This is a genomic window from Bradyrhizobium quebecense, from assembly GCF_013373795.3.
GTDB lineage: Bacteria > Pseudomonadota > Alphaproteobacteria > Rhizobiales > Xanthobacteraceae > Bradyrhizobium > Bradyrhizobium quebecense.
The window spans coordinates 5,382,990-5,407,816 of record NZ_CP088022.1 but is presented as its reverse complement, the minus strand read 5'-3'; the positions used below and the strand labels follow the sequence as shown (position 1 = coordinate 5,407,816).

Sequence of the window (24,827 nt, the reverse complement as noted above, 5' to 3'; positions counted from 1 at the left end):
CCCGCCGGTGCAAAGTGCTTGAATTCCCTGTGAATCCGGCACATCTGGTTAGGTCTGTCGACGCCATTCCGGGCCCCCCTCAATCCGCAGGAATTCGTTCGTGAACTCTTCACCATCTGCATCGCGACACGGCGATACCTCCGATCTGTTCGACCAGTCCGGCCTGAGCGACCTTGCGCAGCGTCTGGTCGAAGCCGCAAAGCGCGCCGGCGCCGATGCGGCCGATGCCATCGCGGTGCGCGGCGTCTCGCAAGGCGTCGAAGTCCGCGACGGCCGCGTCGAGGAAACCGAGCGCTCCGAGGGCGATGATGTCGGACTTCGGGTGTTTGTCGGCCAGCGCCAGGCGGTGGTGTCGACCAACGACGTCAGCGGCGACGGGATCGCAAAGCTCGCCGAGCGCGCGGTCGCGATGGCGCGCGTGGCGCCTGACGACAAATATGTCGGTCTGGCCGATCCCGCGCTCCATGCGCATGATTTCCCCGATCTCGATCTGCTCGACCGCACCGTCCCGACCACGGCCGAGCTCGAGCAGCGCGCCATCGAAGCGGAGGCTGCGGCACTCGCGGTCAAGGGCGTCACGAAATCCGGCGGTGCATCGGCCTCGACCGGGATCGGCGGCATGGTGCTGGTGACGTCGACCGGCTTCCACGGCTCTTACCTGCGCTCCAGCCACGGCATCTCGACGACGGCGATTTCCGGTGAGGGCACCGGCATGGAGCGCGACTATGATTTCACCAGCGCGCCACACGCGTCCGATCTCGATTCACCCACGGCCGTTGGCCGCAGGGCCGGCGAGCGCGCGGTGGCGCGGTCGAATCCGCGCAAGGTCGAGACCTGCAAGGTGCCTGTGGTGTTCGATCCGCGGGTTGCGGGCTCGATCGTCGGCCATCTGGTCGGCGCCATCAACGGCGCCTCGATCGCGCGCAAGACCAGCTTCCTGAAGGACAAGCTCGGCGAGCAACTGTTCTCCAGGGATATCCGTATCATCGACGATCCCTTGCGCGTGCGCGGCCTGCGCTCGCAGACCTTCGACGCCGAGGGCGTCAAGGTGAAGAAGATCGCGTTGATCGACGAAGGCGTGCTGACCACCTGGGTGCTGGACTCCGCGACTGCGCGCGAGCTCGGTCTGGTCACGACCGGGCATGCGCATCGCGGCGTGTCGTCCTCGCCGTCGCCCGGAACATATAATCTGCATCTCGAGCCGGGTGCGGTGACGCCGAAGGAGCTGATCTCGGACATCAAGCAGGGCTTCTATGTCACCGACCTGATCGGCTCCGGCGTCAACGGCGTGACCGGCGACTACAGCCGCGGCGCGTCCGGCTTCTGGATCGAGAATGGCGAGATCACCTATCCGGTCAGCGAAGTGACCATCGCCGGCCACCTGCTGCCGATGTTCAAGTCGCTGGTCGCCGCCAACGATCTGGAATTCCGTTACGGCGTCAATTCGCCGACGCTGCGCATCGAGGGCCTGACGCTTGGCGGACGCTGATACGGACGACTGGACCAAGGCGCGCGACGCCGCCTTGCTGACCAGATCGGTGCAGGAGGCGGGCCGGCTCGCATCGTCGCTGTTCCGCACCGAATTGAAGAACTGGATCAAGGGCGCGTCCTCGCCGGTCTCGGAGGCCGACATCGCCGTCAACGACCTCCTGGAGCAGCAGCTGCGTTCGGCGACGCCGGGTTACGGCTGGTTGTCGGAGGAAAGCGCCGACAATGCGACCCGGCTCGACAGGCGCTTCACCTGGATCGTCGATCCGATCGACGGCACCCGCGCCTATCTCGCCGGCCGCGAGGACTGGTGCGTCAGTGTGGCGCTGGTTGAGAATGCATCGCCGGTGCTCGCGGCGGTGTATGCGCCGGTGACCGAAGAATTCTTCTTTGCCGCCCGCGGCCAGGGCGCGACCCTGAACGACAGCGGCGTGCACGCGACCGCGGGCACCGATTTCGATTTTCCCCGCATGGCCGGACCGAAACCGCTGGTGCAGCGGCTCAGCCCGACATCGGACGAGATCACGCTGTTTCCGCGGATCGGATCGCTGGCCCTGCGGTTGTGCCGCGTAGCACAAGGTCGACTTGACGCCGCCTTTGCAGGCGGGCAAAGCCGCGACTGGGATCTTGCCGCCGCGAATTTGATCGTGCAGGAAGCGGGTGGTAAGATGACTGCGCTCTCGGGGGATGCGATTGAGTACAATCGCCGGGAGGTGACGCATGGGGTGCTGGTGGCAGCGGGACGCGAACGTCATGCACGCATTGTCGAGCATTTTCGCAACCGTCCATTGCCGTGAGGCCTCGCCGATCCGTACCGCGTTTCCGATTGTGACGACCAGACTTGTTACGACAAACCTGTGACGACCAGACTTGTAACGACCAGACTTGTAACGACCAGACTCGTGACGACCAGACTCGTGACGACCAGACTTGTGACGACCACGACTTCATTTGCTTGCTGGGCATCTCATTAGGAAAACCATCATGTCAGACAATGCCCAGCCACAGCTGCTTCACCTCGTGATCGGCGGTGAGTTGACCGATCTCGAGCACAACACCTTCAAGAACCTGGACGAAGTCGAGATCGTCGGCGTTTACCCGAACTATGCGACCGCCTATGCGGCCTGGAAGGCGAAGGCGCAAGCGACCGTGGACAACGCCCAGACGCGCTATTTCGTTGTTCACCTCCACCGGTTGCTCGATCCTGAGCAGGACACAAAGCACTCCCATTGAAACGACTTCTTCGCGATCTGCTGCGCAGCGGCTTCGTGCAGCGCGTGCTGGGTGTGCTTGCGGCCGAGTATCTGCGGCTGGTGTGGTACACCAACCGCTTCATCTATCAGCCGCATGACGTATACGGGATCGTCGAGCCCTTGATGCCGGCGATCTTCGTGTTCTGGCACGGCCAGCACTTCATGACGCCGTTCATCAAGACCAAGGACAGCTACCGCGCCAAGGTTCTGATCTCCCGCCACCGCGACGGCGAGTTCAACGCCCTCGCCGTCGAGCGGCTCGGCATCGGCACGATCAGGGGTTCCGGCGACCATTCCGGCGCGTTCCATCGCAAGGGCGGCGTCGGCGCCTTCCTGGAGATGGTTCGGACGCTGGAAGGCGGCTGCAACATGGCCACCACGGCCGACGTGCCGAAGCGGGCGCGGGTGGCGGGTCTCGGGGCCATCATGCTGGCGCGGGAAACCGGCCGGCCGATCATCCCCTTTGCGATGGTCACCAGCCGATTCATCCGGTTGAAAAACTGGGATTCCACGACCATCAATTTGCCATTCGGACGCGGCGCAGTGGTAGGTATTGAGCCGGTCTATGTGCCGCCCGATGCCGATGCCGCGACGATGGAAAAGCTTCGGCAGCACGTGGAGAATCTTCTCAACGAAGCGACCCGGCGCGCCTATGCAGCCGTCGGGCGGCCGGAGGCAACGCTTGGCTAGCTCGCTACCGATGACGTTGCGCGTCTACCGCAAGCTGTCGTCCGCGATGGTGCCGCTCGCGCCTGCGCTGATCAAGCGGCGGCTCAAGCTCGGCAAGGAAGATCCCGAACGGGTCGGCGAGCGGCGCGGCATGAGCGGCGATGTCCGGCCGCAGGGGCCGCTGGTGTGGATTCACGGCGCGAGCGTCGGCGAGGTGCTGGCGGCGGTCGGGCTGATCGAGCGGCTGCGCGCGCTCAATCTGCGCATCCTGCTCACGTCCGGCACGGTGACCTCGGCCGCGATCGTGGCCAAGCGCTTTCCGCCCGATGTGATCCATCAATACGTGCCGTATGACTCGCCGCGCTATGTCGCGCGCTTCCTCGATCATTGGCGTCCGTCGCTGGCGCTGTTCATCGAGTCCGACCTGTGGCCGAACCTGATCCTGTCGAGCGCCGCGCGGCGGCTGCCGATGGTCTTGATCAACGGGCGGATGTCGCAGCGCTCGTTCCCGCGCTGGCGCCGGGTCTCCAACACCATCGGAGCGCTGCTCGGGCGGTTCGACATCTGCCTCGCGCAGTCGAAGACTGATGCCGAACGCTTTGCCGCGCTCGGCAGCCCAAACGTCATGGTCACCGGCAACCTCAAGCTCGACGTCGCGGCGCCGCCGGCCGATCCCGCCAAGCTGGAGCGGCTGATGTCGGTGACGCGCGGCCGCGCGATCGTGGTTGCCGCGTCCACCCATCCCGGCGAGGAAGAGCTCCTGATCGAGGCGCACAAATCGCTTGCCGGATTCTTCCCCGGGTTGCTCACGGTGATCGTGCCGCGGCATGCCGCGCGCGGCGCGGCCGTGGCGCGGCTCGTGACGGAAGCGGGCCTGCGCCCCGGGCTGCGCTCGCATGAGGACCTGCCGGTTGCGACCACCGATATCTATGTCGCCGACACGATGGGTGAGCTCGGCCTGTTCTACCGGCTGGCGCCGATCGTGTTCATGGGCGGTTCGCTGGTCGCGCATGGCGGCCAGAACCCGATCGAGGCGATCAAGCTCGGCGCTGCGATTGTGCACGGCCCGCACGTCTTCAACTTCACCGAGGTCTATGACGCGCTCGATCGTGCCGGCGGTGCGCGGCGCGCCGACGATCTGGAAGCGCTGGTCAAGCAGCTCGGCCAGTTCCTCGCCGATCCCGCGGCACGCGATGCCTCGCTTGCGGCCTCCGAGCGCGTCGTCGAACAGCTCGGTGGCGCGCTGGAGCGCACGGTGACCGCTCTCGAGCCGTATCTGTTGCAGCTGCAGCTCGAGATGGGAGCCGCCAATGCGTGAGCCGGCCTTCTGGCACCGGCCATCGTCTTGGACATCGCAATTGTTGAGACCGCTTGCCGCGCTCTACGGCGCGGTGGCCGCGCGGCGGATGCAGGGCTCCGGCGTCGATGCCGGCATTCCCGTGATCTGCGTCGGCAATTACCATGTCGGCGGCGCCGGCAAGACGCCGACCGTGCTGGCGCTGGCAAAACTGCTGCGCGAGCTCGACGAGCGGCCGGTGGTGCTCAGCCGCGGCTATGGCGGCAGGCTTGCCGGGCCGGTCAAGGTCGATCGTGACCGCCACACGGCGGCCGATGTCGGCGACGAGCCGCTGATGATGGCGGCGACCCTGCCGGTCGTGGTCTCGCGCGACCGTGCCGCGGGCCTGGCGCTGGCGCGCGCGCAGGACGCGAGCGTGATCCTGATGGACGACGGCTTCCAGAATCCATCCGTGCTCAAGGACACCTGCCTGATCGTGATCGACGGCACGCGCGGCGTCGGCAATGGCCGCGTCATTCCGGCCGGACCGTTGCGCGCGCCGCTGTCGCCGCAGCTAGAACGCACCGACGCGCTGATCGTGGTCGGCGAGGGGAGTGCAGCGAAAACGATTGCGGCCGATCTCGCGTCCCGTGGCAAGCCGATATTGCCGGCGCATCTGAGGCCCGATGAGGCCTCATGGAGCGCATTGCGCGGTCAGCGCGTACTCGCCTTCGCCGGCATCGGCGATCCCGCGCGCTTCTTCAACACGCTGCGCGCAAGCGGCGTCGACGTCGCGCGCAACAGAGCCTTCCCCGATCATCATGCCTTCACGAAGGATGAAATCGAACAGCTCGTCGCCGACGGGCGAAGCGACGCCCTGACGCTGGTGACGACAGAAAAGGATCTGGCGCGCTTGCGTGGTCCGGCCGGGATGCCGGCCTGGGCACAGGCGATCGTGCCGTTCGCGGTGACGCTGCAATTCGAGGATGCTGCCGCGCTGCGGCGCCTGGTGACCGATCAGCTGTTCAAGGCGCGGGACAGGAGGCTGCGCACATGAGCCTGGAGTTGAGCTCAGGCCTGCGGCTTGAGCACGCCGGGATGGTGGCGCTGCAGCACGGCGGTCGGGGTGGCGTAGGCCTCCTGCAGGTCGACGCTCCAGTACTTCAGCTCGTCGAGTGGAATCCGGACGTCGGTGATGACACAACGCACAAAGGTGCCGGGCGAGATCACGCGGAAATCGCCGTCGAGATATTGCACCTGCGCTTCGCCATGGCCCGAGGGACCGAACTTGTTCAGCACGTTTGAACTCTCCGCCTTGCCTCTGATGAGGCCACCTGGATGTTCATGAAGCCATCTACCACAGATAGGGGGTCATGTCCGCCCGTTAAACCACCGACTTGTGATGATTTGGCGGCAGACGCGCATGGTAGCGTTGCAGCTGTGGTCCGCTGTGTTTGCGGCGCCATAACGAGCCGGCCGGATCGGATGCGCCTCAAGTCAGTTTTCATATGCCTCGCCATGCTTGCCGTGCCGGCCGCGGTGGCGGCGGCGCCGCTTCCGGCCCCGCATCAGGTCGAAATTCCCGAAGGCAATGTGACGCTGCACGCGCAGCTCTACCGGCCCGACGGCGATGGCCCGTTCCCGACGGTCATCGCGCTGCATGGCTGCGGCGGTCTTGCCGGCCGTTCCGAGCAGGTAGCACCGCGCTATCGCGACTGGGCCGAGCAACTGCTCACATCAGGCCATGCAGTGCTGCTGCCCGACAGCTACGGCTCGCGCGAGCTCGGACCCCAGTGCCGCATCAAGGAGCATCAGGTCCAGACCCGCCGTGCGCGCGTCGCCGACATCAACGCCGCGCGGCAATGGCTGGTGCAGCAGAAATGGGTGGCGAAGAGCCGCATCAGCCTGATCGGCTGGGGCAACGGCGCGGCCGCCTTGCTCTGGGCGGTGCGGCCGCAGATGTGGTCGCGCAATGTCGAGCCGGACTTCCGCTCGGCGGTCGCGTTCTATCCGGATTGCCGCACGTCGTCGGGCCTTGGCTGGAGCGCGCGGGTGCCGACGCTGGTCCTGATCGGCGCGCGCGACGATGTGACGTCATCGTCGGCCTGCCACCAGATGGTCGACGGCGCGCGCGGCCGCAGCGCGCTGGCGCGGATCGTGGTCTATCCCGAGGCCTATCACGATTTCGACCGCGCCAACCTGCCGCTGCACGCGGTCGCGGCCTCGTCCGATGTCGACATCACGGAACCCGGTCATGTCGGCACCGATGCGAGCGCGCGCAAGGACGCGCAGAAGCAAGTCGCCGAGTGGCTGTCGCGCTAAAGCGGGATGAAGTTAAGTTGAATCGGTTTGGCCACGAACGCGGTTCACCTCTCCCCGGCGGGAGAGGTCGATTTGCGCAGCAAATCGGGTGAGGGGTCGCAGTTCTAACGAGAGACCGTGATCCCTCACCCGGCGCTACGCGCCGACCTCTCCCAAGGGAGAGGTAAACTTCCGCTGCCGCTCCAGACAAACCTGATCCCATTCCGCTCTAGAACAGGCTGCCCTGATCGACCGGCTTGGTGACACGCTTCGGCGCCGCCGGTTTCGCCTCACGCTGAGGCTTCGGCTGGCTCTCAGGCGACGCCGTCGCCGCGGGCTGATCGGCATCCGTCGTGGCAGCGACGCGGCCGTCGGCGAACTCGATCGACAGGCCGGCGTTCGGGCCGACCGCCGCGGCCGAATGGATCGCGTGTCCCTGCGCATCACGCACCAGCGCAAAGCCGCGCGCCAGCACGCCGCGATAGGACAACGCCGACAGCAGCTGGCTGCGATGGGCGACACGCGCCTCGAGCCGCTGCAGCGTGGTCAGCAGCGCGCGGCGGGCGCGCTCGGCGAGGCGGTGGGTGCGCTCGAGATCGCGCGCGATCGCGTTGCGCTGGGCCTTCGCGTTGGCGAGCTTCGAGGCCTTGAGCCGGATCTCGAGCCCGCTGAAGCGTTCGCGCCGGCGATGCAGCAGCGAGCGCGCCGACAGCGTGATGCGTTCGCCCGAGACGGTCAGCCGCTGCCGCGCATGCGCGATCTGGCCGCGCAGCACGCCGATGGTGAGGCGCGAGCTCGACGCGGCAAAGCGGCGGAAATGCGCGTGCGTATTGGCCTTCAGTCCGCGCGGCAGCCCGGCTGCGAGATGATCGAGCCGCTGCCGCGGGATTGCCAGCAGTTCGTTCGCCGCCGGCAGCGCGCGCGCCGCGGCACGCAGCTCGTTGCGGCGCGCCTCCTGGCCGCGCTGCCAGCACACCATGGTGCGGCGGGCGAGCGCTGTGACCTCGACGAACAGCTCGCTGCGCACCGGCACCGCCATTTCGGCGGCCGCCGTCGGCGTCGGCGCGCGCTTGTCGGCGACGAAGTCGATCAGCGTGATGTCGGTCTCGTGGCCCACCGCCGAGATCAGCGGGATATGGCTCTCGGCCGCGGCGCGGACCACGATCTCCTCGTTGAACGACCACAGGTCCTCGAGCGAGCCGCCGCCGCGCGCGACGATCAACAGATCGGGCCGCGGGATCCTGCCGCCCTCCGGCAGCGCGTTGAAGCCGCGGATCGCGGCCGCGACCTGCTCGGCCGAGCCGTCGCCCTGCACCTTGACCGGCCAGACCAGCACCCGGCGGGGAAAGCGATCCTCGAGGCGATGCAGGATGTCGCGGATCACGGCGCCGGTCGGCGAGGTGACGACGCCGATCACCTCGGGCAGCCAGGGCAAGAGCTGCTTGCGGGCCTCGTCGAACAGCCCCTCGGCCGCCAGCTTCTTCTTGCGCTCCTCCATCAGCGCCATCAGCGCGCCGACGCCGGCCGGCTCCAGCGAGTCGATGACGATCTGGTACTTCGAGGAGTTCGGATAGGTGGTCAGCTTGCCGGTGGCGATGACCTCGAGCCCTTCCTGCGGCTTGAAGCGCATCCTTGCGTGGGCAAACTTCCAGATCACCGCCTCGATCTTGGCGCTCTCGTCCTTCAGGGCGAAATAGCAGTGGCCGGAGGAGTGCGGGCCGCGGAAGCCGGAGATCTCGCCGCGGACGCGGACATGGCCGAAGCGGTCCTCCACCGTCCGCTTCAGGGCGGAGGAGAGTTCCGAGACGGTGAATTCGGGCGCGTTGACGAGATTCGGAGCAGCGGTCATCTGGCCTATAGAATCGGGGTTTTCGACCCCGTGTGCAAGGTCCGGACGCCTCGTTTCAAGCGTCGAATCACATATCCACATCTGATCGAACCGCTGGTTGCTGCGGTCCGGGAGCGTGCTAAACCGGACGAAACGGCGTTACAACCCCTCTAATCGGCGACACAGATGAACATCCTCCTGCTCGGTTCCGGCGGCCGCGAACATGCGCTGGCGTGGAAGATCGCCGCATCTCCGCTGGTGACCAAACTCTGGTGCGCGCCGGGCAATGCCGGGATCGCGCGCGAGGCCGAATGCGTTGCGCTCGATGTCGCCGACCATGCCGCGGTGATCGAGTTCTGCCGGCGCAATACGGTCGATCTGGTGGTGGTCGGTCCGGAGACGCCGCTCGCCGCCGGCATCGTCGATGATCTCGCCGCCGCAGGCATCAAGGCGTTCGGGCCGAGCAAGCAGGCCGCTCAGCTCGAGGGCTCCAAGGGCTTTACGAAGGACCTCTGCAGCGAGTTCAACATTCCGACCGGCGCCTATCGCCGCTTCGACAATGCGAAAGACGCGGTGGCCTATGTCCGCGCCCAGGGCGCACCGATCGTGGTCAAGGCCGACGGGCTCGCCGCCGGCAAGGGCGTCGTGGTGGCGCAGACCTTGCTCGAGGCGGAAGCCGCTGTTGCGATGATGTTCGAGGGCGCATTCGGCTCGGCCGGCGCCGAGGTCGTGATCGAGGAGTTCTTGTTGGGCCGCGAGATCAGCTTCTTCGCGCTGTGCGACGGTGAGACCGCGATCCCGCTGGCGTCCGCGCAGGACCACAAGCGCGTGTTCGATCACGACAAGGGGCCGAACACCGGCGGCATGGGCGCCTATTCGCCGACGCCGTTCGTGACGCCTGAGGTGCACGACCAGATCATGGCGCGGATCATCCTGCCGACGGTTGCGGGGATGAAGAGCCGCGGCACGCCGTTCAAGGGCGTGCTCTATGCCGGCGTGATGCTGACGGCGCAGGGCCCAAAACTGTTCGAATACAATGTCCGCTTCGGCGATCCCGAGTGCCAGGTGCTGATGCTGCGGATGATGTCGGACATCGTGCCGGCACTGCTCGCTGCCTGCGACGGGCAATTGAAGAATTTCGATCTGCGCTGGTACCCGGACCCGGCGCTGACGGTGGTGATGGCGGCCAAGGGCTATCCCGGCGACTACATCAAGGGCACGCGGATCGACGGTCTCGATGACGCCGCCAAGGTCGAAGGCGTCGAGATCTTCCACGCCGGCACGGTGGCCCAGGATGGCGCAATCCTTGCCAATGGCGGCAGGGTGCTGAACGTCTGCGCGATGGGCAAGACGGTCACCGAAGCGCGCGACCGCGCCTACCAGGCGGTCGATCGCATCAAATGGCCGGAGGGATTCTGCCGCCGCGACATCGCTTGGCAGGCGGTGGAGGCGGAAAAGGGCTAACTCGCCACGTCATTGCGAGGAGCTCGCGACAAAATTGCACAGCAATTTTGCGCTGAAGCGACGAAGCAATCCATCTATCCCTGTGTGGAGAAGTGGATTGCTTCGCTCCGCTCGCAATGACGCTTACAGCAAATCCCCACCCGCCGCGCTCGCGGTGGTGCCGTGCTCGCGGAACGCCTTGATGACGTTCTTGCCGATCTTCCACTTGTGCACTTCGTCGGGACCGTCGACCAGCCGCTGCGAGCGCACCTGCGTGTACCATTTCGCCAGCGGCGTATCCTGGCTGAAGCCGAGTGCGCCGTGCAGCTGGATCGCGGTGTCGATCACCTTGTGCACCATGTGGGCGTGGAAGATCTTGGCGATCGAGTTCTCCTGGCGGATGTCGAGGCCCTTCTCCGCCTTGTAGGCGATGTGCAGCAGCATCAGCCGGCCGATATAGAGCTCGCTCGCGCAATCGGCGAGCATGAACTGCACCGCCTGGCGGTCGGCCAGCAGCTGGCCGAAGGTCGAGCGCTTGGTGACGTGCGCGGCCGCCATGTCGAGCGCGCGCTGCGCCTTGGCGACGTTGTGCATGCCGTGGCGCAGCCGGCCGTAGGCGAGGCGGTGCTGGCCCATGTTGAAGCCGTTGCCTTCGCCGCCGAGCAGGTTGTCGGCCGGTACCTTGAGATCCTTGATCTCGATCTCGGAGTGGCCGCCGTGGATCACGTCATCGTGCGGGCCCTCGATCGCCATGTTGGCGACGTTGCGCTTGATGCGGTAGCCGGGGTTTGGCAGTTCGACGATGAAGGTCGAGTACTGCTTGTGGCGCGGTGCGTTCGGATCGGTCTTCGCCATGACAAGCGCGAGGTCGGCGACGCTCGCCGACGACGAGAACCATTTCTCGCCGTTGAGGATGTAGTTCTCGTTGCCGTCCTTCACCGCAGTGGTCTGCATGCCGGTGGCGTCGGCGCCGGCGGCCTTCTCGGTCATCGAGAAGCAGATCCGCTTCTCGCCGTTCAGCAGGGGCTTGAGGAATTTCTCCTTCTGATACTCGGTGCCGTGCGCCAGGATCGTCATCATCGAGGCGTCGTCCGGCCCCTGCGTGTTCATCGAGAGCGCGCCGAGCATGCTCTCGCCGAGCTCCATCTGTACCAGGGCGTTGGCGAGCGGGCCGAGGCCCATACCGCCATACTCCTTCGGCACGAAGGGGCACCACAGGCCCTGCGCGCGGGCCTTCTTCCGCAGCGGCACCAGCACCTCGGCAAGCGGCTTGGTGTCGAGTTCCTTTTCCGCCGGGATGCACTCGTCGTGCACGAATTTGCGGACCTTCTCGCGGATCGCCTTGGCTTCGGCCGGAATCTCGAAATCGATCGACATGGCACTTCCTCGTTTCGTGTTGTTGTTGGTTGGGCTTGAGGATGGCATAAACCTCGCCTGAGCCAGCGGCAACGCCGAACAAAGTTTGAAGCACGGCGCACGCGACCGGGAGGAGCCACCGATGCCTGATCTCGCTGATCTTTTTCCCGGCTATGAATCCAAATGGCTCAACACCTCGCAGGGCCGCATCTTCGCCCGCGTCGGCGGCAAGGGGCCGCCGCTGCTGTTGCTGCACGGGTTTTCCTCGACGCATGTGATGTGGCACACGGTCGCGCCGAAGCTTGACGACAAGTTCACGCTGATCATCGCCGACCTGCCGGGCTACGGCTGGTCCGACATGCCTGATAGCGACAAGGACCATACGCCCTACACCAAGCGGGTCTGGGCCAAGACCATGGTCGAGGCGATGGAGCAGCTCGGCCATGTGCATTTCGCGCTCGCCGGTCACGACCGCGGTGGCCGCGTCTCATACCGGCTGGCGCTCGATCATCCCGGCCGGCTGTCCAAGCTTGCGGTGCTCGATATCGCGCCGACCTATGACTACTGGCAGAAGCTCAATCGGCTTTCGGCGCTGAAGATCTACCACTGGGCGTTCCTGGCGCAGCCCTATCCGCTGCCTGAGACGCTGATCTCCAACAATGGCGAATTCTTCCTCAAGGAGAAGATGGCGAGCCAGACCAGGACCAAGACGCTGGAGGCGATCGATCCGCGCGCGCTCGCGCATTACCTTGCGCCGTTCCGCGATCCCGCCCGCATTCATGCGATGTGCGAGGACTACCGCGCCGGCGCCTATGCCGACTACGAGATCGACAAGGCCGACGTCGATGCCGGCAGGAAGATCACGATCCCGATGCTGGCATTGTGGGGCGATGCCGGCGTTGCCAGCGCGGCAACCACGCCGCTCGACACCTGGAAGAACTGGGCGACCAATGTCAGCGGGGCGCCGGTGGCATCGGGGCATTTCCTGCCCGAGGAGGCGCCGGACGCGACGGCGAAGCTGCTGCGGGAGTTTTTCCTGGCGTAGCGGTCATTGCGAGGAGCGAAGCGACGAAGCAATCCACTCGACCCCCGTGCCGAGACATGGATTGCTTCGCTTCGCTCGCAATGATGAGAGGGAGCTTCATCCGGGCTAGAGCGGGATGGGATCAGGTTTGTCTGGGAGCGGCAGCGGAAGTTCACCTCTCCCTTGGGAGAGGTCGGCGCGTAGCGCCGGGTGAGGGATCACGGTCTCTCGTTAGTACTGCGGCCCCTCACCCGATTTGCTACGCAAATCGACCTCTCCCCGCCGGGGAGAGGTGAACCGCATTCGCGGCCAAACCGATTCAACCTAACTTCATCCCGCTTCAGGGAGCGTCACCGCCGCTCCCTGAAGAACTCGCGCAGGAGGCGCGCGGACTCGGTCTCGCCGACTGCGCCGTAGACCTCCGGGACGTGGTGGCAGGTCGGCTGCGCGAAGAACCGCACGCCTGACTCGACCGCGCCGCCCTTGGGGTCGGCGGCGCCGTAATACAGCCGGCGGATGCGGGCCAAGGAGATCGCGCCGGCGCACATGGTGCAGGGCTCCAGCGTCACGTAGAGGTCGCAATCGACCAGCCGCTCGGTGCCGATGGCCTCGGCGGCCTGCCGGATCGCCAGGACTTCGGCATGGGCGGTCGGATCGCGGTCGGTGAGGGTGCGATTGCTGGCGGTTGCGATGATCTCGTAACCCCGGACAATCACGCATCCGATCGGAACTTCGCCGGCTTTTCCGGCGTTTTCGGCCGTTTTCAGCGCCAAATCCATGAAAGAAGGGGCTGACATGCCTCGTATCATCGGAAGAAACCTGCTAGTAGCTTCGCCTTCAGCAAAAGTGGATGCCGGTTTTGCGTCAAATGCGCTGCCAACAGGGCGCGTACGCCCGGCTGCCCTTGCACCCCAATTGAACGTCCAGCGAGATTATTCATGCCCCGCGACAGCGACAAAAACAACGATCCCCGCGGCCGGCGTGATCGGCCCGGCGGTGGCCAGGGCCGCGCCGGCGGTGGCAAGGGCCGCTCCGGCGCCGCCCGCGGACCGGACAAGAAATTTGCCAAGCGCGGCTTTGGCGACAAGAAGTTTGCCGGCAAGGGCGATGGCGAAAAGCGGCCCTATCGCGGCGATCGCGAGGACCGTCCGCCGCGCCGCGAGTTCGGCGACAAGCCGAGGTTCAACCGCGATGATGCCCGTGGCGATCGGCCATTCCGCGATCGGCCCGCGCGTGACGGCGATGGCGAGAAGCGCACGTTCAAGGCGCGCGGCGACCGGCCGAGATTTGATCGCGGCGGGGATGGCGAAAAGCGTTCGTTCAAGCCGCGCGAAGATCGCGGCGGCGAAAAGCGCCCCTTTACGCCCCGCGGCGACCGTCCGAACTTCAATCGCGACGATCGCCCGCCGCGGCGCGATCGCGATGATGCGCGCCCGGCGGGGCGGTCTTCCGATCGGAAGTTCGGCGACAGGAAGCCTTACGCGCCGCGCGAGCGTGACGGCGAGAAGCGGCCCTATACGCCGCGTGGCGAGCGATCGTTCGGCGACCGTCCTTCGCGCGATGGCGACCGGCCCGCACGGAAATTCGGCGGCGACAGCAAGTTCAAGCGCGGTGCGGCGGATCGCGGCCCGCGCAAGGATTTTGGCGACCGGCCGCCGCGCGGCGAATCCAAGCCGTGGCAGAAGCGCGAGGGCGGCTCCGATCGTCCGGAGCGTGGTTCGCGTCCGTTCCGCGACGGCCCGCGCAATTTCGACAGGCCGCGCGACGATCGCGGCGGCGGCGAGCGGCCGCGGTTCTCGCGCTCCCGCGACGACCGCGAGCAGGGCGATCGTCACGAGCGGCCGAAGTTCAGCCGGCCGCGCTGGGATCGTGACGACGAAGCCGGCGATCGCCGCCGTGAGCGCCCCGAAGGCCGTACCGACTGGCAGGAGCATCCGCGCAGCGAAGGCCGTTTCGGCGATCGGCCGCGCCGCGAGAACGAGGACGACAGCAAGGTCTTTGCCAAGCGCCCGGCGTTCGGTGGCCGCGGTGCCTATCGCGAACGCTCCTACGATGACCGCCGCGAGCGTCCCGAGCCGAAGCCGAAGAAGGCGGGCGAACGCATTGCCAAGGTGCTGGCGCGCGCCGGCCTCGCCTCGCGCCGCGATGCCGAGGAGATCGTCACCCAGGGCCGCGTCACCGTCAACGGACGCGTGATCAACTCGCCGGCGCTCGATATCACCGAGAACGATGTCGTGGCGGTCGACGGCAAGCCGTTGCCGCCGCGCGAGCGGACGCGGCTGTTCATGTATCACAAGCCGCGCGGGCTGATGACGACGCATGCCGACCCCGAGGGACGGCCGACCGTGTTCGACAATCTGCCCGAGGGCCTGCCGCGGCTGATCTCGATCGGCCGGCTCGATTTCAACACCGAGGGCCTGCTGCTGCTCACCAATGACGGGGGCCTGGCGCGGACGCTGGAGCATCCCGACACCGGATGGCTGCGGCGCTACCGCGTGCGCGCGCATGGCGAGGTGACGCAGGGCCAGCTCGACCAGCTCAAGGACGGCATCGAGGTCGATGGCGTCAAATACGGGCCGATCGATGCCACGCTGGAGCGCGACCAGAGCGCCAATGTGTGGGTGGTATTCGCGATCCGCGAGGGCAAGAACCGTGAGGTGCGCAACGTCATGGCGCATCTCGGGCTCGAGGTGAACCGGCTGATCCGGATCTCCTACGGCCCGTTCCAGCTCGGCGAGCTCGAGGAGGGCAAGGTCGAGGAGGTCAAGACGCGGGTGCTGCGCGAGCAGCTCGGCGAGAAGATCGCCAAGGTCGCAGGTGCGGACTTCACGCGGCCGGAGCAGCGTGACGCCGGCGACGGCGACGATGCGCCCGCCAGGAAGCCGAAGCCCAGCAAGCGCGAAACGATCAATGACCGCAAGGGCCGCCGCGTGCTGGTGCAACGCACCGGCAGCGAGGAAGCCCGCGCCCGCAACGAGGACGAGGCCAACGGCTATGGCCCGCCGCGCCGTCCCAAGCGCGGTTATCACGGCAAGCGCGATCTCACGCCGAAGGACGAGTAGAGGAACAGAATGGGCCGCGCGTTTTTTGCCGCGATGGTTGCTGAACGGCACTCTCTGCTCCCTTCCCCCTTGTGGGGAAGGGTTGGGGAAGGGGGTACCGCTTGCTCAGACCTCCCGTGGGGCACCCCCCTCCCTAGCCCTCCCCCACAAGGGGGGAGGGAACGCACCGCGCGTGCGGCAAACATCCGAGCTCTGTAATGCGCGTCGTTGGGGGCAGGCTGAAGGGCCGCAATCTCGCTTCGCCGTCGGGCCGCGACATCCGTCCGACCGCGGACCGCCTGCGCGAGTCCGTGTTCAATATCCTCGTCCACGCCTACGACAATCCGATTGAGGATGCGCGCGTGCTCGATCTGTTTGCCGGCACCGGCGCGCTCGGTATCGAGGCGGTTTCGCGCGGCGCGAAGTTCACGCTGTTCGTCGACAATGGCGCCGAGGCGCGGGCGCTGCTGCGCAACAATGTCGAGTCGCTCGGCCTTGGCGGGACGACCAAGGTCTATCGCCGCGATGCCACCGATCTCGGACCTGCGCATCCGGTCGAGCCGTTCTCGCTTGTGTTCCTCGATCCGCCCTATGGCAAGGGGCTCGCCGACAAGGCGCTCGCCTCGCTGCGCGACGGCGGCTGGCTGACGCCGGGCGCGCTGCTCGTGGTCGAGGAGGCCAAGGCCGCGGCGTTCGCGGCGCCCGAAGGGTTCGAGGAGCTCGAGCGGCGCGCCTATGACGACACCGAGTTCGTGTTCCTTCGCGAAAAAGTGTAGGGCGCATTGGTGTCAGCGTCATCCGCTGACTTTATGGTGGTTGCGCCTTCTCCACCCCCAGACTGATTCAACGCCGTTTGCGGAGCGCGAACCATGGCCGACACTCTTGCCGGACTGGCCGGTCAGCTGGAGACGCACGTCAAGGCGTTGCGCCGTGCGGGTGATGACGCAGCGCTGCTTGCAGCCGCGCGCGATGCCGCCGACCAGATCGAGCGTGGTTGTGGCGCGCAGGATGGCGACGAGCGTGAAGCGCTCACAATGGTTCAGCGGTGGACGTTCAACGCGGCGGCCGATTGCTGGCCGGGCTGGAGCGTTTCCGACAAGCCGATCAGCCCAGACAATCTGCTCGCCGCGCGCGAGCTTGCAGAACGCTCGCTCGGGCTGGTGCGGACCCTGGAGCTCGGACCTCTGCGCGAGGCAACGGGCGTCTGGATGGTGGGGGCGTTCGATCTGGCGCTCGGCCGATACGACGAGGCCTCGCAGCTCTTCCGCGAGGCGCACGAGCAATATGTTGCCGCGAATGCGCCGGGTCTGGTGCTGCTGACGGAGGGCTATGCTGCGATTGCGCGGCAGGTCGGCAAGCAGGCAGCCGATGGCGATGATCTCGATCAGGTGTGCAAGCGGATCGCGGCAGGCGGGTTCGAGGACGGCGATGAATGGATCGCACAGCTTCGGACGGCGCTGGAGGTGTTCGCGCGATAGGTTTCGTAGGATGCCCTGATCTGCCGTCCCTGCCTAGTGCGCAATTGCGCACGGGAGCAGGGACCCATATGTGGACGGCCCCCGTGGCACAAGAGCTTTCTGGGATTGGTCGGATCGCTGTCATCCATATGTCCGGCCTGTTTGATGCGATCGTGTTGATCGCTGGGCCAAGATGGTTTCCGCGACGCGAGTGCCAAACAACCTGGCGACCTTGTGAAGGCCAATGGGTCCCGCGGCTTGTCTCGCGTTCTGGATCGATCGATCATTCCATCTGCTCTTGCAGCTCCGGTTCGTCCGGCGAGCGCTACGTCCGGCCGGCCGACTTGTTAGGTGACAGCGTTCATGCGTGCGGCATCATAGCTCTCGCCGGTCGCCATCAGCTTCCAGGCGATGCGGGCCACCTTGTTGGCGAGCGCCACGGCCGCAAGCTTCGGCGGCTTGCGCCTGAGCAACGCCACGAGCCAGCGCGAGGGGTGGCCGCGCCCGAGCCTTGCCTGCCGGATCACCGCGGTCGCCCCGGCCACGAGCAGGCGACGCAGGGTCTCGTCGCCAGCGCGGGTGATCTTGCCGAGCCTGGTTTTGCCGGCGGTGGAATGGTCCTTGGGCGTCAGGCCGAGCCAGGCCGCGAACAAGCGGCCGGAGCGGAAGGCGTGCGGGTCCGGCGTCTTCATCACAAGCGAGGTCGCGATGATCGGACCGACCGAGGGGATCTGGGCCAGACGACGGCTTGTGGCGTTGGCCTGGTGCCAGGCCAGCAGCCTGGCCTCGACCGCCTTCAGCTCACCCTGCAACTGCGCATAGTCACGGCCCTGCATGGCGAACAGCTCGCGCGCCATAGCGGGAACGCTCTCGTCCTGCGTGATCCGGGCCAACAGCGGCTCGATCTTGTCCAACCCCTTCGGCGCGATCAGGCCAAACTCCGCCGCGTAGCCGCGGATCGCATTGCTGAGCTGGGTACGGCGGCCGATCAGCCCATCGCGGACACCTGCAAGCATCAGCGCGGCCTGCTGTTCGGCGCTCTTCACCGGCACAAACCGCATCCGCGGTCGGCCCATCGCTTCGCACACCCCATCCGCATCTCGCCCGTCGTTCTTGTTCCGCAGCACATAAGGCTTCACCAACTGCGGCGCTATCAGCTTCACCTCATGGCCAAGCTTGCCAAGCTCGCGCCCCCAGTAATGAGCCGCCCCGCAGGCCTCCATCCCGATCACGGTCGGCGGAAGCTTGGCAAAAAACTCAAGCACCTGCTTGCGCGACAGCTTCTTGCGCAACACCGGCTGTTCCGCCGCGTCAACTCCATGCAGCACAAAAATATGCTTCGACGTATCCATCCCAATACGGATAATCTCTCTCACGGACGGTCTCCTTGTCTGAGATTTACAACAACCTCATTCTGGCACACTGATGCCGTAGGGGGCCGTCCACACCATCAACCACAAATGTGCATTGTGGAAGCGCGCTGTGGCCCCAACTTCTCTCGACCCAGACATCGGAGTTTATGGGTCCCGGGTCGCGCGGAGCCTGTCATCGGGCGGCGCTTTGCGCCGACCCGTTGGCTTGCCCGGGACGACGGAATGTGCGGCGGTTATCGCCGCCCGAACAGCTTCTCGATATCGCTCAGCTTCAATTCCACATAGGTCGGGCGGCCGTGGTTGCACTGGCCGGAGTTCGGCGTGTCTTCCATCTCGCGGAGCAGCGCGTTCATTTCTTCCGGCTTGAGGCGTCTCCCGGCGCGGACCGAGCCGTGGCAGGCCATGGTGGCGGCGACGTGCATCAGCCGGCGCTCCAGCGGCAGCGCCTCGTCCCACTCGGCCATATGTTCTGCGAGGTCGCGCAGCAGCCCGGCCGCATTGGCCTTGCCGAGCAGCGAGGGCGTCTCGCGCACGGCGACCGCACCGGGACCGAAGGATTCGATCGCGAGCCCGAACGATGCCAGCTCCTCGGCGCGATCGAGCAGCTTTTCGACAGTCGCCTCATCGAGCTCGACGATCTCCGGGATCAAGAGGATCTGCCGCTGCACGCCGTTCTTCGCCAGCGAGGCCTTCAGTCTCTCGTAGACGATGCGCTCGTGCGCCGCGTGCTGGTCCACCACGATCAGGCCGTCGCGGGTCTGCGAGACGATGTAGGTCTCGTGGATCTGGGTGCGCGCAGCGCCGAGCGGCCGGTCGAGCAGATCGGGCGCAGGCGCAGCCTCGAAGCGGACATCCGCGGTCGGGGTGCCGACATCGAAGGCGGCCTGTCCGGGTTCGGCGAAGGCGGGCGCCGTCGCACCTTCGAACGCGCGCATCGGATTGACCGGATACGACGGCGAGCTGCGCCAGTCCCAATTGCCCGGGCGCGGCGGCGTGAAGGCGGGGCGGAACGCCGAGAGCGCCGCGCCATCGGCAGTGTTCGCCGCGGTGCGCTTGCCCTCGCGCGCCAAGCCGTCCTTCAGAGCGTGCACGATCAGCGCGCGCACCAGGCCGGCGTTGCGGAAGCGCACCTCGGTCTTGGCCGGGTGCACATTGGCGTCGACCTCCTGCGGGTCGCAGGTGACGAACAGCGCCACCACGGGATGGCGGTCGCGCGGCAGATAGTCGGAATAGGCCGCACGCACGGCGCCGAGGATCAGCTTGTCGCGCACCGGGCGGCCATTGACGAACAGATATTGCCCAAGTGCGTTGGCGCGGGTCAGCGACGGCGCGGCGGCAAAGCCCTCGACCGTGACGCCCTCGCGCTCGGCGCGCACCTCGATTGCGCTGGCGCGGAAGTCCGCGCCCAGGATGTCGCCGAGCCGCGTCAGCCGGCCGGCAGCGCCGGGCAGCGCCGCGGCCCATGTGACCGGCGCACGCTCTTCGCCGGCCAGCGTGAAGGCGATATCGGGCCGGGCCATGCCGAGGCGCCGCACCACCTCGCGGATCGCCTCCGCCTCGGTGCGGTCGGTCTTGAGGAATTTCAGCCGCGCCGGCGTTGCATAGAAGAGTTCGTTGACCTCGACGCGGGTGCCCTGCCCGAGCGCAGCCGGCATGACCTCCGACTTCTCGCCGCCCTCGACCGCCAGCGACCAGGCATGCGGTTCGCTGGCATGGCGCGTGGTGATGCCGAGCTTGGCGACCGCGCCGATCGACGGCAGCGCCTCGCCGCGGAACCCGAGCGTGCGGATGCGCAAGAGGTCCTCGTCGTCGAGCTTGGAGGTGGCGTGGCGATCGACCGCAAGCGCGAGGTCGTTGCGCGTCATGCCGCCGCCGTCGTCGGTGATGCCGATCCGCCGCCGCCCGCCGCCGTCGGTGAATACGTCGATCCGGCTCGCGCCGGCGTCGATCGCGTTCTCGACCAGTTCCTTGACGACGCTCGCAGGGCGTTCGACCACTTCGCCGGCGGCGATGCGGTTGACGAGCTGTTCGGGAAGCTGGCGGACGGGCATGGATTGAACGTTCGGAGAGCGATTCGAGCCTAGCCGTCACTATAAGTCGCCGCGCCGGCAAATACATGGGACAGCTCCGGCATGGCCGATACAGGTTGGGGATGATTCCGGCCTATCGTCTTGAAGATGCTCGTCTTCGGCGGCTGGCACGTTACGCCCTACGTCGCGATTGTGGGGCCGCACGGGCAGGTATATCGTTTAGAAAAATTATAAGGTCTTGCCGGAGGAACGCCATGTGCCATCTTTTCGCGCACCAGCCGCAGCGTGACTATGAATCGCAGACCCGTTCGTTGCGGATCGACGGCCATTGCACCTCGATCCGGCTGGAAATGTCGTTCTGGGATACGCTGGAGGAAATCGCGGCCAAGGAAGGCATGACCTTGGCCAAGTTCCTCACCACCCTGCACAACGAGGTGCTCGACCATCATGGCGAGGTGAACAATTTTGCCTCGCTGCTGCGCTGCTCCTGCCTGATTTACCGCGCCAAGGCCAATGCGCCGGCTGTCGTCCCGGACTATCGTCCGGCGGCTGCAGCGATCATGGATGCGGCGGAATAGAATTTCCGCCTATCCGTTGCGCAAAAGAAAAGCGGCCTTTGTCCGAATTGGACAAGGGCCGCTTCAGTTAGAGGGACCCTAGATTTCCTTGCGCTGCATTGCGCCGGCGATCGTGTCGGCCTGCCGGATCGCCAGTGACACGATCGTCAGCGTCGGGTTGCACGCCGCTCCGCTCGTGAACTGGCTGCCGTCGGAGACGAACAGGTTCTTGATGTCGTGGGTCTGGCCGAACTTGTTGACCACGCCATCGCGCGGCTTCTCGCTCATCCGGTTGGTGCCCATGTTGTGGGTCGAGGGGTAGGGCGGCGTCGGGTAGGTCACGGTGGCGCCGACCGCCTCATAGACCGCGGCGCCCTGCTTGTAGGCGTGATCGCGCATCGCGACGTCGTTCGGATGATCGTCGAAATGCACGCTCGCGACCGGCATGCCGAACTTGTCCTTGATGCTCGGATCCAGCGTGACACGGTTGGTCTCCTGCGGCAGGTCCTCGCCGACCAGCCACATGCCGGCCATCCGCGGATAGCCTTCCATGGCGCTGGTGAAGCTGCGGCCCCAGGCCCCGGGATTGAGAAACGCCGCCATGAAGGGCAGGCCGAGCGACAGCGTCTCCATCTCGTAGCCGCCGACGAAGCCGCGCTTCGGATCGTTCTTCGCCTCGTCGCGGATGATGCCGGCCATCGTGGTGCCGCGATACATATGCACCGACTTCTCGAAGGTCGCATACACGCTGCCGGTCATGTGCCGCAAATAATTGCGGCCGACCTGGCCCGACGAATTGGCGAGCCCGTCCGGGAACATGCTGGAGGCGCTGTTGAGCAAGAGCCGCGGGCTCTCGATCGAGTTGCCGGCGACCGCAACGACGCGGGCCTTCTGGCGCTGCATCGCGCCGGTTGCATCGGCATAGACCACGCCGGTGACCTTGCCGGACTGGTCGTGCTCGATCTTGATCACCATGCTGCCGGCACGCACTTCGAGGTTGCCGGTGGCTTCGCCCTTCGGGATCTCGGTGTAGAGCGTCGACCATTTGGCGCCCGACTTGCAGCCCTGGAAGCAGAAGCCGATCTGCAGGCAGGAGCCGCGGCCGTCGCGCGGCTCGCTGTTGATCGCCATCCGCCCGGTGTGCACCTCCTTGTAGCCGAGCTTCTTGGCGCCGGCTTCCATCACCTTGAAGTTGTTGTTGCCGGGAAGCCCGGGGATGCCGTTGGTGCGGGTGACGCCCATCTTGTCCTCGGCCTTGGCGTACCACGGCTCCATCTCGGCGAGCGTGATCGGCCAGTCCAGCAGGTTGGCGCCGGGGATGCCGCCATAGGCCGACTTGATCTTGAACTCGTGCTCGTCGAAGCGCAGCGAGGCGCCGGCCCAATGCGTGGTCGAGCCGCCGACCGCCTTCACGATCCAGGCCGGAATATTCGGGAAATCCTTGTGGACGCGCCAGCTTCCCGACGTCGTGCGCATGTCCGACCAGGCGAGCTGGCCGAAGCTGTCCCATTCATCGTTGATGAAGTCCTGGTTCTCGATGCGCGGGCCGGCTTCCAGAATCACGACCTTGATGCCCTTCTGCGCCAGTTCATTGCCGAGCGTTCCGCCGCCGGCACCGGAGCCGACGATCACGACAACGCCGCTGTCATTCAGATCGAATTTTGCCATTGTGTCCTCCCGACGTTGTCCGCTTCACGCCTTCGGCAGCCAGTCGATATCGGCGAAGCCGCGCTTGATGTAGCCGCCATGCTCGGCGGAGGAGCCCTCGTAGCCGAACCTCGGCCAAACCTCCTTGTTGTTGTAGAGCGATGCGATGAGGTCGCCGCGGATCTTCTGGAAGAACGCGCTTGCCTCGATCTGCTGCAGCAGCGCGACGCGATCGTTTTCCCAGGCGACCTGGGCATAGGGGCTCTTGTGGCGGTCGTTGGCCGCCTGGTCGAGCCGGGTTACGCCCTCATTGATCAGCGATTTGATGGCCGGATCCTTCGCCGCCTTGTCATCCCACGGCTTGACCGCCGTGATGTAGTAGCTGTCGCCGAGGAAATCGTGCGGATAGATGTCGCGCGCCATCTTCAGCAATGTCTTCATGGTGGCCGGCGTCAGCGTGCCCGCCTCATCGGCCCACGCATCGGTGATGCCGAGCCCGGTCGATGTCGCGATCGCGACCGCCGGTGCGGTAGCAGCCGCGCCTTTGAGGAACACACGCCGGTCATATTTGCTGCGTCGATCGATTTCTCTCATGGGTTTCCTCCGTCATTTTATTTTGCAATTGGATTAGCCGAAGCGCCCGCCGCGCTGGATCACCTCGATCTTGTAGCCGTCGGGATCGGAGACGAAGAAGAAGCGCGCCAGCGTCTTGCCGTCGTGCTTGAAGTCGCGCAGCGGTCCGGGCGACAGTTTCTCCTTCTCGAAGCGCGCATGCTCGGCATCGAGGTCATCGACGACGACAGCGAGATGGCCGTAGCCGTCGCCGAGCGTGTAGGGCTCCTTGCGGTCGAAATTGACCGTGAGCTCGACCTCGAAGGGCGAGGACGGATGGCGCAGATAGATCAGCGCGAAATCGGGAAATCGCAGATTGTCCGCGATCTCGAGCCCGAACGCACGCTTGTAGAAGTCGAGCGCTTTGGCCTCGTCGAACACGCGGATCATCGAATGCACGGGTTTCGCCATTCAGTTCAGCTCCTTCAGATAGGCGATGATCATGGCGCGGGTTTCCGGCTTGGCCTGCCGGTAGGCCATCACGGCGCCTGGGATCACCTCTTGCGGATTGGTCAGCCAGGCATCGAGCCTGGCGTCGTCCCAGACGAAATCCGCTCCGGCGAAGCCCGCGGAATATTTGAAGCCGTCAGCCTTGCCGGCATGGCGGCCGACGACCTTGTAGAGCGACGGTCCTTGCCGAATGGGATCTGTCGTGTTTGACGTGTGGCAGGTCGCGCATTGCTGCTTGAACAGCGTCGCCCCGTCGGGCGGCTTGGCGGCAGGCAAAGGCATCTGCGCAGCCGTCATTTGCACTGCAAACATCGCGCTGCAAAATCCCAGCGCCAACGTCCACCTCGCACGCAGCTTTGTCATATACATCACCGCCTCTGTGCGCTGACTGTAGGAGGCTGAAATCGGCCGTTGGTAGTAGCGGGCTGTTTCACAGCAGAACAAAGCTGGGCGGCGATTTGGCGCGGAACCGATCCTTGCCGCATATGCGGACGACAAATCCGCAAAATGACCGCGAAATCCCTGCACGATCACCACACGCCGCCGCTTGCATTGCGCGTGCGCCGTTTGCGGAAAATTCAGTCTCGCGCGATGGGGTTCAGGGTCGGCGCTGCAAACGGCGCACACCTGCGCCGCTCCGTCCATCGTCAATCAAAGTCCTGGAGAAATAGATGACGTTTGCAAAGACCAGCGTGCTCGCCCTTGCCATTACGGCCGCGATGGCCGGCCCCGTCCTGGCCCAGGGGGCGGCTGCACCGGGCACCCAGCTTCGCGGCGGCGCACAAGGCAGTGGGACCATGCAGCAGGGTGGCGGCATGTCCGGCAGCGGCGATGAGGAAATGGCGGCGCAGCCGACTTCGCCGACGCAAAAGAGCGGCACCAGCGCCAAGTCGGGCAACAAGGGAACGGTCGGCAGCGGCCACGCCACACCGAAATCTGGCGGTTCCGAGATGGCGCCTGCAACCAAGAAGTACTGATCCGCGATGATCGGATCCCGGATGCAGCGCCGTGCCTGCGCTGCG

The 24,827-nt window shown here is 65.9% G+C and carries 24 protein-coding genes; 14 read left to right on the top strand and 10 right to left on the bottom strand.

The features are described from left to right. The first annotated feature begins 100 nt into the window (after positions 1–100). The 6 genes from HU230_RS26065 (at position 101) to lpxK (ending at position 5,743) form a co-directional block, all read left to right on the top strand. Positions 101–1,489 carry a TldD/PmbA family protein gene (locus HU230_RS26065; RefSeq protein ID WP_176529252.1) on the top strand — a complete coding sequence of 463 codons (1,389 nt, stop codon included), beginning with the start codon at positions 101–103 and terminating at the stop codon, positions 1,487–1,489. Continuing rightward, entirely contained in the window at positions 1,476–2,285 is an 810-nt protein-coding gene (locus tag HU230_RS26060) for an inositol monophosphatase family protein (protein ID WP_176529253.1), read from the top strand. Before HU230_RS26065 ends, HU230_RS26060 begins: the two co-directional genes overlap by 14 nt. 187 nt (positions 2,286–2,472) lie before the next feature. After that, the gene (locus HU230_RS26055) at positions 2,473–2,721 is read left to right on the top strand and encodes a DUF4170 domain-containing protein (protein ID WP_176529254.1); all 249 of its coding nucleotides are present in this window, start codon (positions 2,473–2,475) and stop codon (positions 2,719–2,721) included. Continuing rightward, entirely contained in the window at positions 2,718–3,431 is a 714-nt protein-coding gene (locus tag HU230_RS26050) for a lysophospholipid acyltransferase family protein (RefSeq protein WP_176529255.1), read from the top strand. The genes HU230_RS26055 and HU230_RS26050 overlap by 4 nt, the downstream gene beginning before the upstream one ends. Further along, complete coding sequence (locus tag HU230_RS26045) at positions 3,394–4,728, top strand: 3-deoxy-D-manno-octulosonic acid transferase (RefSeq protein ID WP_176529256.1); 1,335 nt, start codon at positions 3,394–3,396, stop codon at positions 4,726–4,728. The genes HU230_RS26050 and HU230_RS26045 overlap by 38 nt, the downstream gene beginning before the upstream one ends. Beyond that, positions 4,721–5,743, top strand: coding sequence for a tetraacyldisaccharide 4'-kinase (gene lpxK, locus HU230_RS26040; protein ID WP_176529257.1), 1,023 nt, complete (start codon positions 4,721–4,723; stop codon positions 5,741–5,743). The genes HU230_RS26045 and lpxK overlap by 8 nt, the downstream gene beginning before the upstream one ends. Positions 5,744–5,757: 14 nt before the next feature. Here the strand turns inward: lpxK and HU230_RS26035 are convergent, their stop codons facing one another. After that, the gene (locus HU230_RS26035) at positions 5,758–5,985 is read right to left on the bottom strand and encodes a DUF2093 domain-containing protein (RefSeq protein ID WP_176529258.1); all 228 of its coding nucleotides are present in this window, start codon (positions 5,983–5,985) and stop codon (positions 5,758–5,760) included. 186 nt (positions 5,986–6,171) lie between these two features. Here HU230_RS26035 and HU230_RS26030 point away from each other — a divergent pair, with 186 nt between their 5' ends. Beyond that, positions 6,172–7,008, top strand: a complete 837-nt coding sequence (locus tag HU230_RS26030) for a dienelactone hydrolase family protein (protein ID WP_176529259.1) — start codon at positions 6,172–6,174, stop codon at positions 7,006–7,008. A gap of 208 nt (positions 7,009–7,216) precedes the next feature. Here HU230_RS26030 and xseA read toward each other — a convergent pair whose 3' ends face one another. Beyond that, positions 7,217–8,836 carry an exodeoxyribonuclease VII large subunit gene (gene xseA, locus HU230_RS26025; RefSeq protein WP_176529260.1) on the bottom strand — a complete coding sequence of 540 codons (1,620 nt, stop codon included), beginning with the start codon at positions 8,834–8,836 and terminating at the stop codon, positions 7,217–7,219. A 165-nt stretch (positions 8,837–9,001) separates the two neighbouring features. Between xseA and purD the strand changes: the two genes are divergently transcribed. Beyond that, positions 9,002–10,279 (top strand): phosphoribosylamine--glycine ligase, encoded by a 1,278-nt coding sequence (gene purD, locus HU230_RS26020; protein ID WP_176529261.1) that lies wholly within the window; start codon positions 9,002–9,004, stop codon positions 10,277–10,279. A gap of 123 nt (positions 10,280–10,402) precedes the next feature. Here the strand turns inward: purD and HU230_RS26015 are convergent, their stop codons facing one another. After that, the gene (locus HU230_RS26015; protein WP_176529262.1) at positions 10,403–11,635 is read right to left on the bottom strand and encodes an acyl-CoA dehydrogenase family protein; all 1,233 of its coding nucleotides are present in this window, start codon (positions 11,633–11,635) and stop codon (positions 10,403–10,405) included. A gap of 121 nt (positions 11,636–11,756) precedes the next feature. Here HU230_RS26015 and HU230_RS26010 point away from each other — a divergent pair, with 121 nt between their 5' ends. Beyond that, positions 11,757–12,659: an alpha/beta fold hydrolase gene (locus tag HU230_RS26010; RefSeq protein ID WP_176529263.1), complete on the top strand. Its 903-nt coding sequence runs from the start codon at positions 11,757–11,759 to the stop codon at positions 12,657–12,659. A gap of 329 nt (positions 12,660–12,988) precedes the next feature. Here HU230_RS26010 and HU230_RS26005 read toward each other — a convergent pair whose 3' ends face one another. Next, positions 12,989–13,435, bottom strand: a complete 447-nt coding sequence (locus tag HU230_RS26005) for a nucleoside deaminase (RefSeq protein WP_224943568.1) — start codon at positions 13,433–13,435, stop codon at positions 12,989–12,991. A gap of 141 nt (positions 13,436–13,576) precedes the next feature. Between HU230_RS26005 and HU230_RS26000 the strand changes: the two genes are divergently transcribed. The 3 genes from HU230_RS26000 (at position 13,577) to HU230_RS25990 (ending at position 17,157) form a co-directional block, all read left to right on the top strand. After that, complete coding sequence (locus tag HU230_RS26000; RefSeq protein WP_176529264.1) at positions 13,577–15,700, top strand: pseudouridine synthase; 2,124 nt, start codon at positions 13,577–13,579, stop codon at positions 15,698–15,700. Between the two features lie 197 nt (positions 15,701–15,897). Beyond that, positions 15,898–16,455 (top strand): 16S rRNA (guanine(966)-N(2))-methyltransferase RsmD, encoded by a 558-nt coding sequence (gene rsmD, locus HU230_RS25995; protein WP_176529265.1) that lies wholly within the window; start codon positions 15,898–15,900, stop codon positions 16,453–16,455. A 93-nt stretch (positions 16,456–16,548) separates the two neighbouring features. After that, positions 16,549–17,157: a hypothetical protein gene (locus HU230_RS25990; protein ID WP_176529266.1), complete on the top strand. Its 609-nt coding sequence runs from the start codon at positions 16,549–16,551 to the stop codon at positions 17,155–17,157. Positions 17,158–17,483: 326 nt separating this feature from the next. On the opposite strand, the gene HU230_RS25985 is transcribed toward HU230_RS25990, so the two are convergent. Continuing rightward, complete coding sequence (locus tag HU230_RS25985; RefSeq protein ID WP_176528479.1) at positions 17,484–18,512, bottom strand: IS110 family RNA-guided transposase; 1,029 nt, start codon at positions 18,510–18,512, stop codon at positions 17,484–17,486. 230 nt (positions 18,513–18,742) lie between these two features. Beyond that, the gene (mutL, locus tag HU230_RS25980) at positions 18,743–20,560 is read right to left on the bottom strand and encodes a DNA mismatch repair endonuclease MutL (RefSeq protein ID WP_176529267.1); all 1,818 of its coding nucleotides are present in this window, start codon (positions 20,558–20,560) and stop codon (positions 18,743–18,745) included. Between the two features lie 233 nt (positions 20,561–20,793). Here mutL and HU230_RS25975 point away from each other — a divergent pair, with 233 nt between their 5' ends. Further along, the gene (locus HU230_RS25975; RefSeq protein ID WP_176529268.1) at positions 20,794–21,117 is read left to right on the top strand and encodes a ribbon-helix-helix domain-containing protein; all 324 of its coding nucleotides are present in this window, start codon (positions 20,794–20,796) and stop codon (positions 21,115–21,117) included. Between the two features lie 78 nt (positions 21,118–21,195). On the opposite strand, the gene HU230_RS25970 is transcribed toward HU230_RS25975, so the two are convergent. Genes HU230_RS25970 through HU230_RS25955 form a run of 4 tightly spaced genes read right to left on the bottom strand, consistent with a single transcriptional unit; the run spans position 21,196 to position 24,087 of the window. Further along, entirely contained in the window at positions 21,196–22,764 is a 1,569-nt protein-coding gene (locus HU230_RS25970; RefSeq protein ID WP_176529269.1) for a GMC family oxidoreductase, read from the bottom strand. Between the two features lie 24 nt (positions 22,765–22,788). Beyond that, on the bottom strand, positions 22,789–23,337 hold the full coding sequence (locus tag HU230_RS25965; RefSeq protein ID WP_176529270.1) for a gluconate 2-dehydrogenase subunit 3 family protein: 549 nt from the start codon (positions 23,335–23,337) through the stop codon (positions 22,789–22,791). Between the two features lie 33 nt (positions 23,338–23,370). Further along, positions 23,371–23,766 (bottom strand): VOC family protein, encoded by a 396-nt coding sequence (locus tag HU230_RS25960; RefSeq protein ID WP_176529271.1) that lies wholly within the window; start codon positions 23,764–23,766, stop codon positions 23,371–23,373. Further along, positions 23,767–24,087 (bottom strand): c-type cytochrome, encoded by a 321-nt coding sequence (locus tag HU230_RS25955; RefSeq protein WP_224944208.1) that lies wholly within the window; start codon positions 24,085–24,087, stop codon positions 23,767–23,769. Between the two features lie 389 nt (positions 24,088–24,476). Between HU230_RS25955 and HU230_RS25950 the strand changes: the two genes are divergently transcribed. Next, on the top strand, positions 24,477–24,782 hold the full coding sequence (locus HU230_RS25950) for a hypothetical protein (protein WP_176529272.1): 306 nt from the start codon (positions 24,477–24,479) through the stop codon (positions 24,780–24,782). The last annotated feature ends 45 nt before the right edge of the window (positions 24,783–24,827 follow it).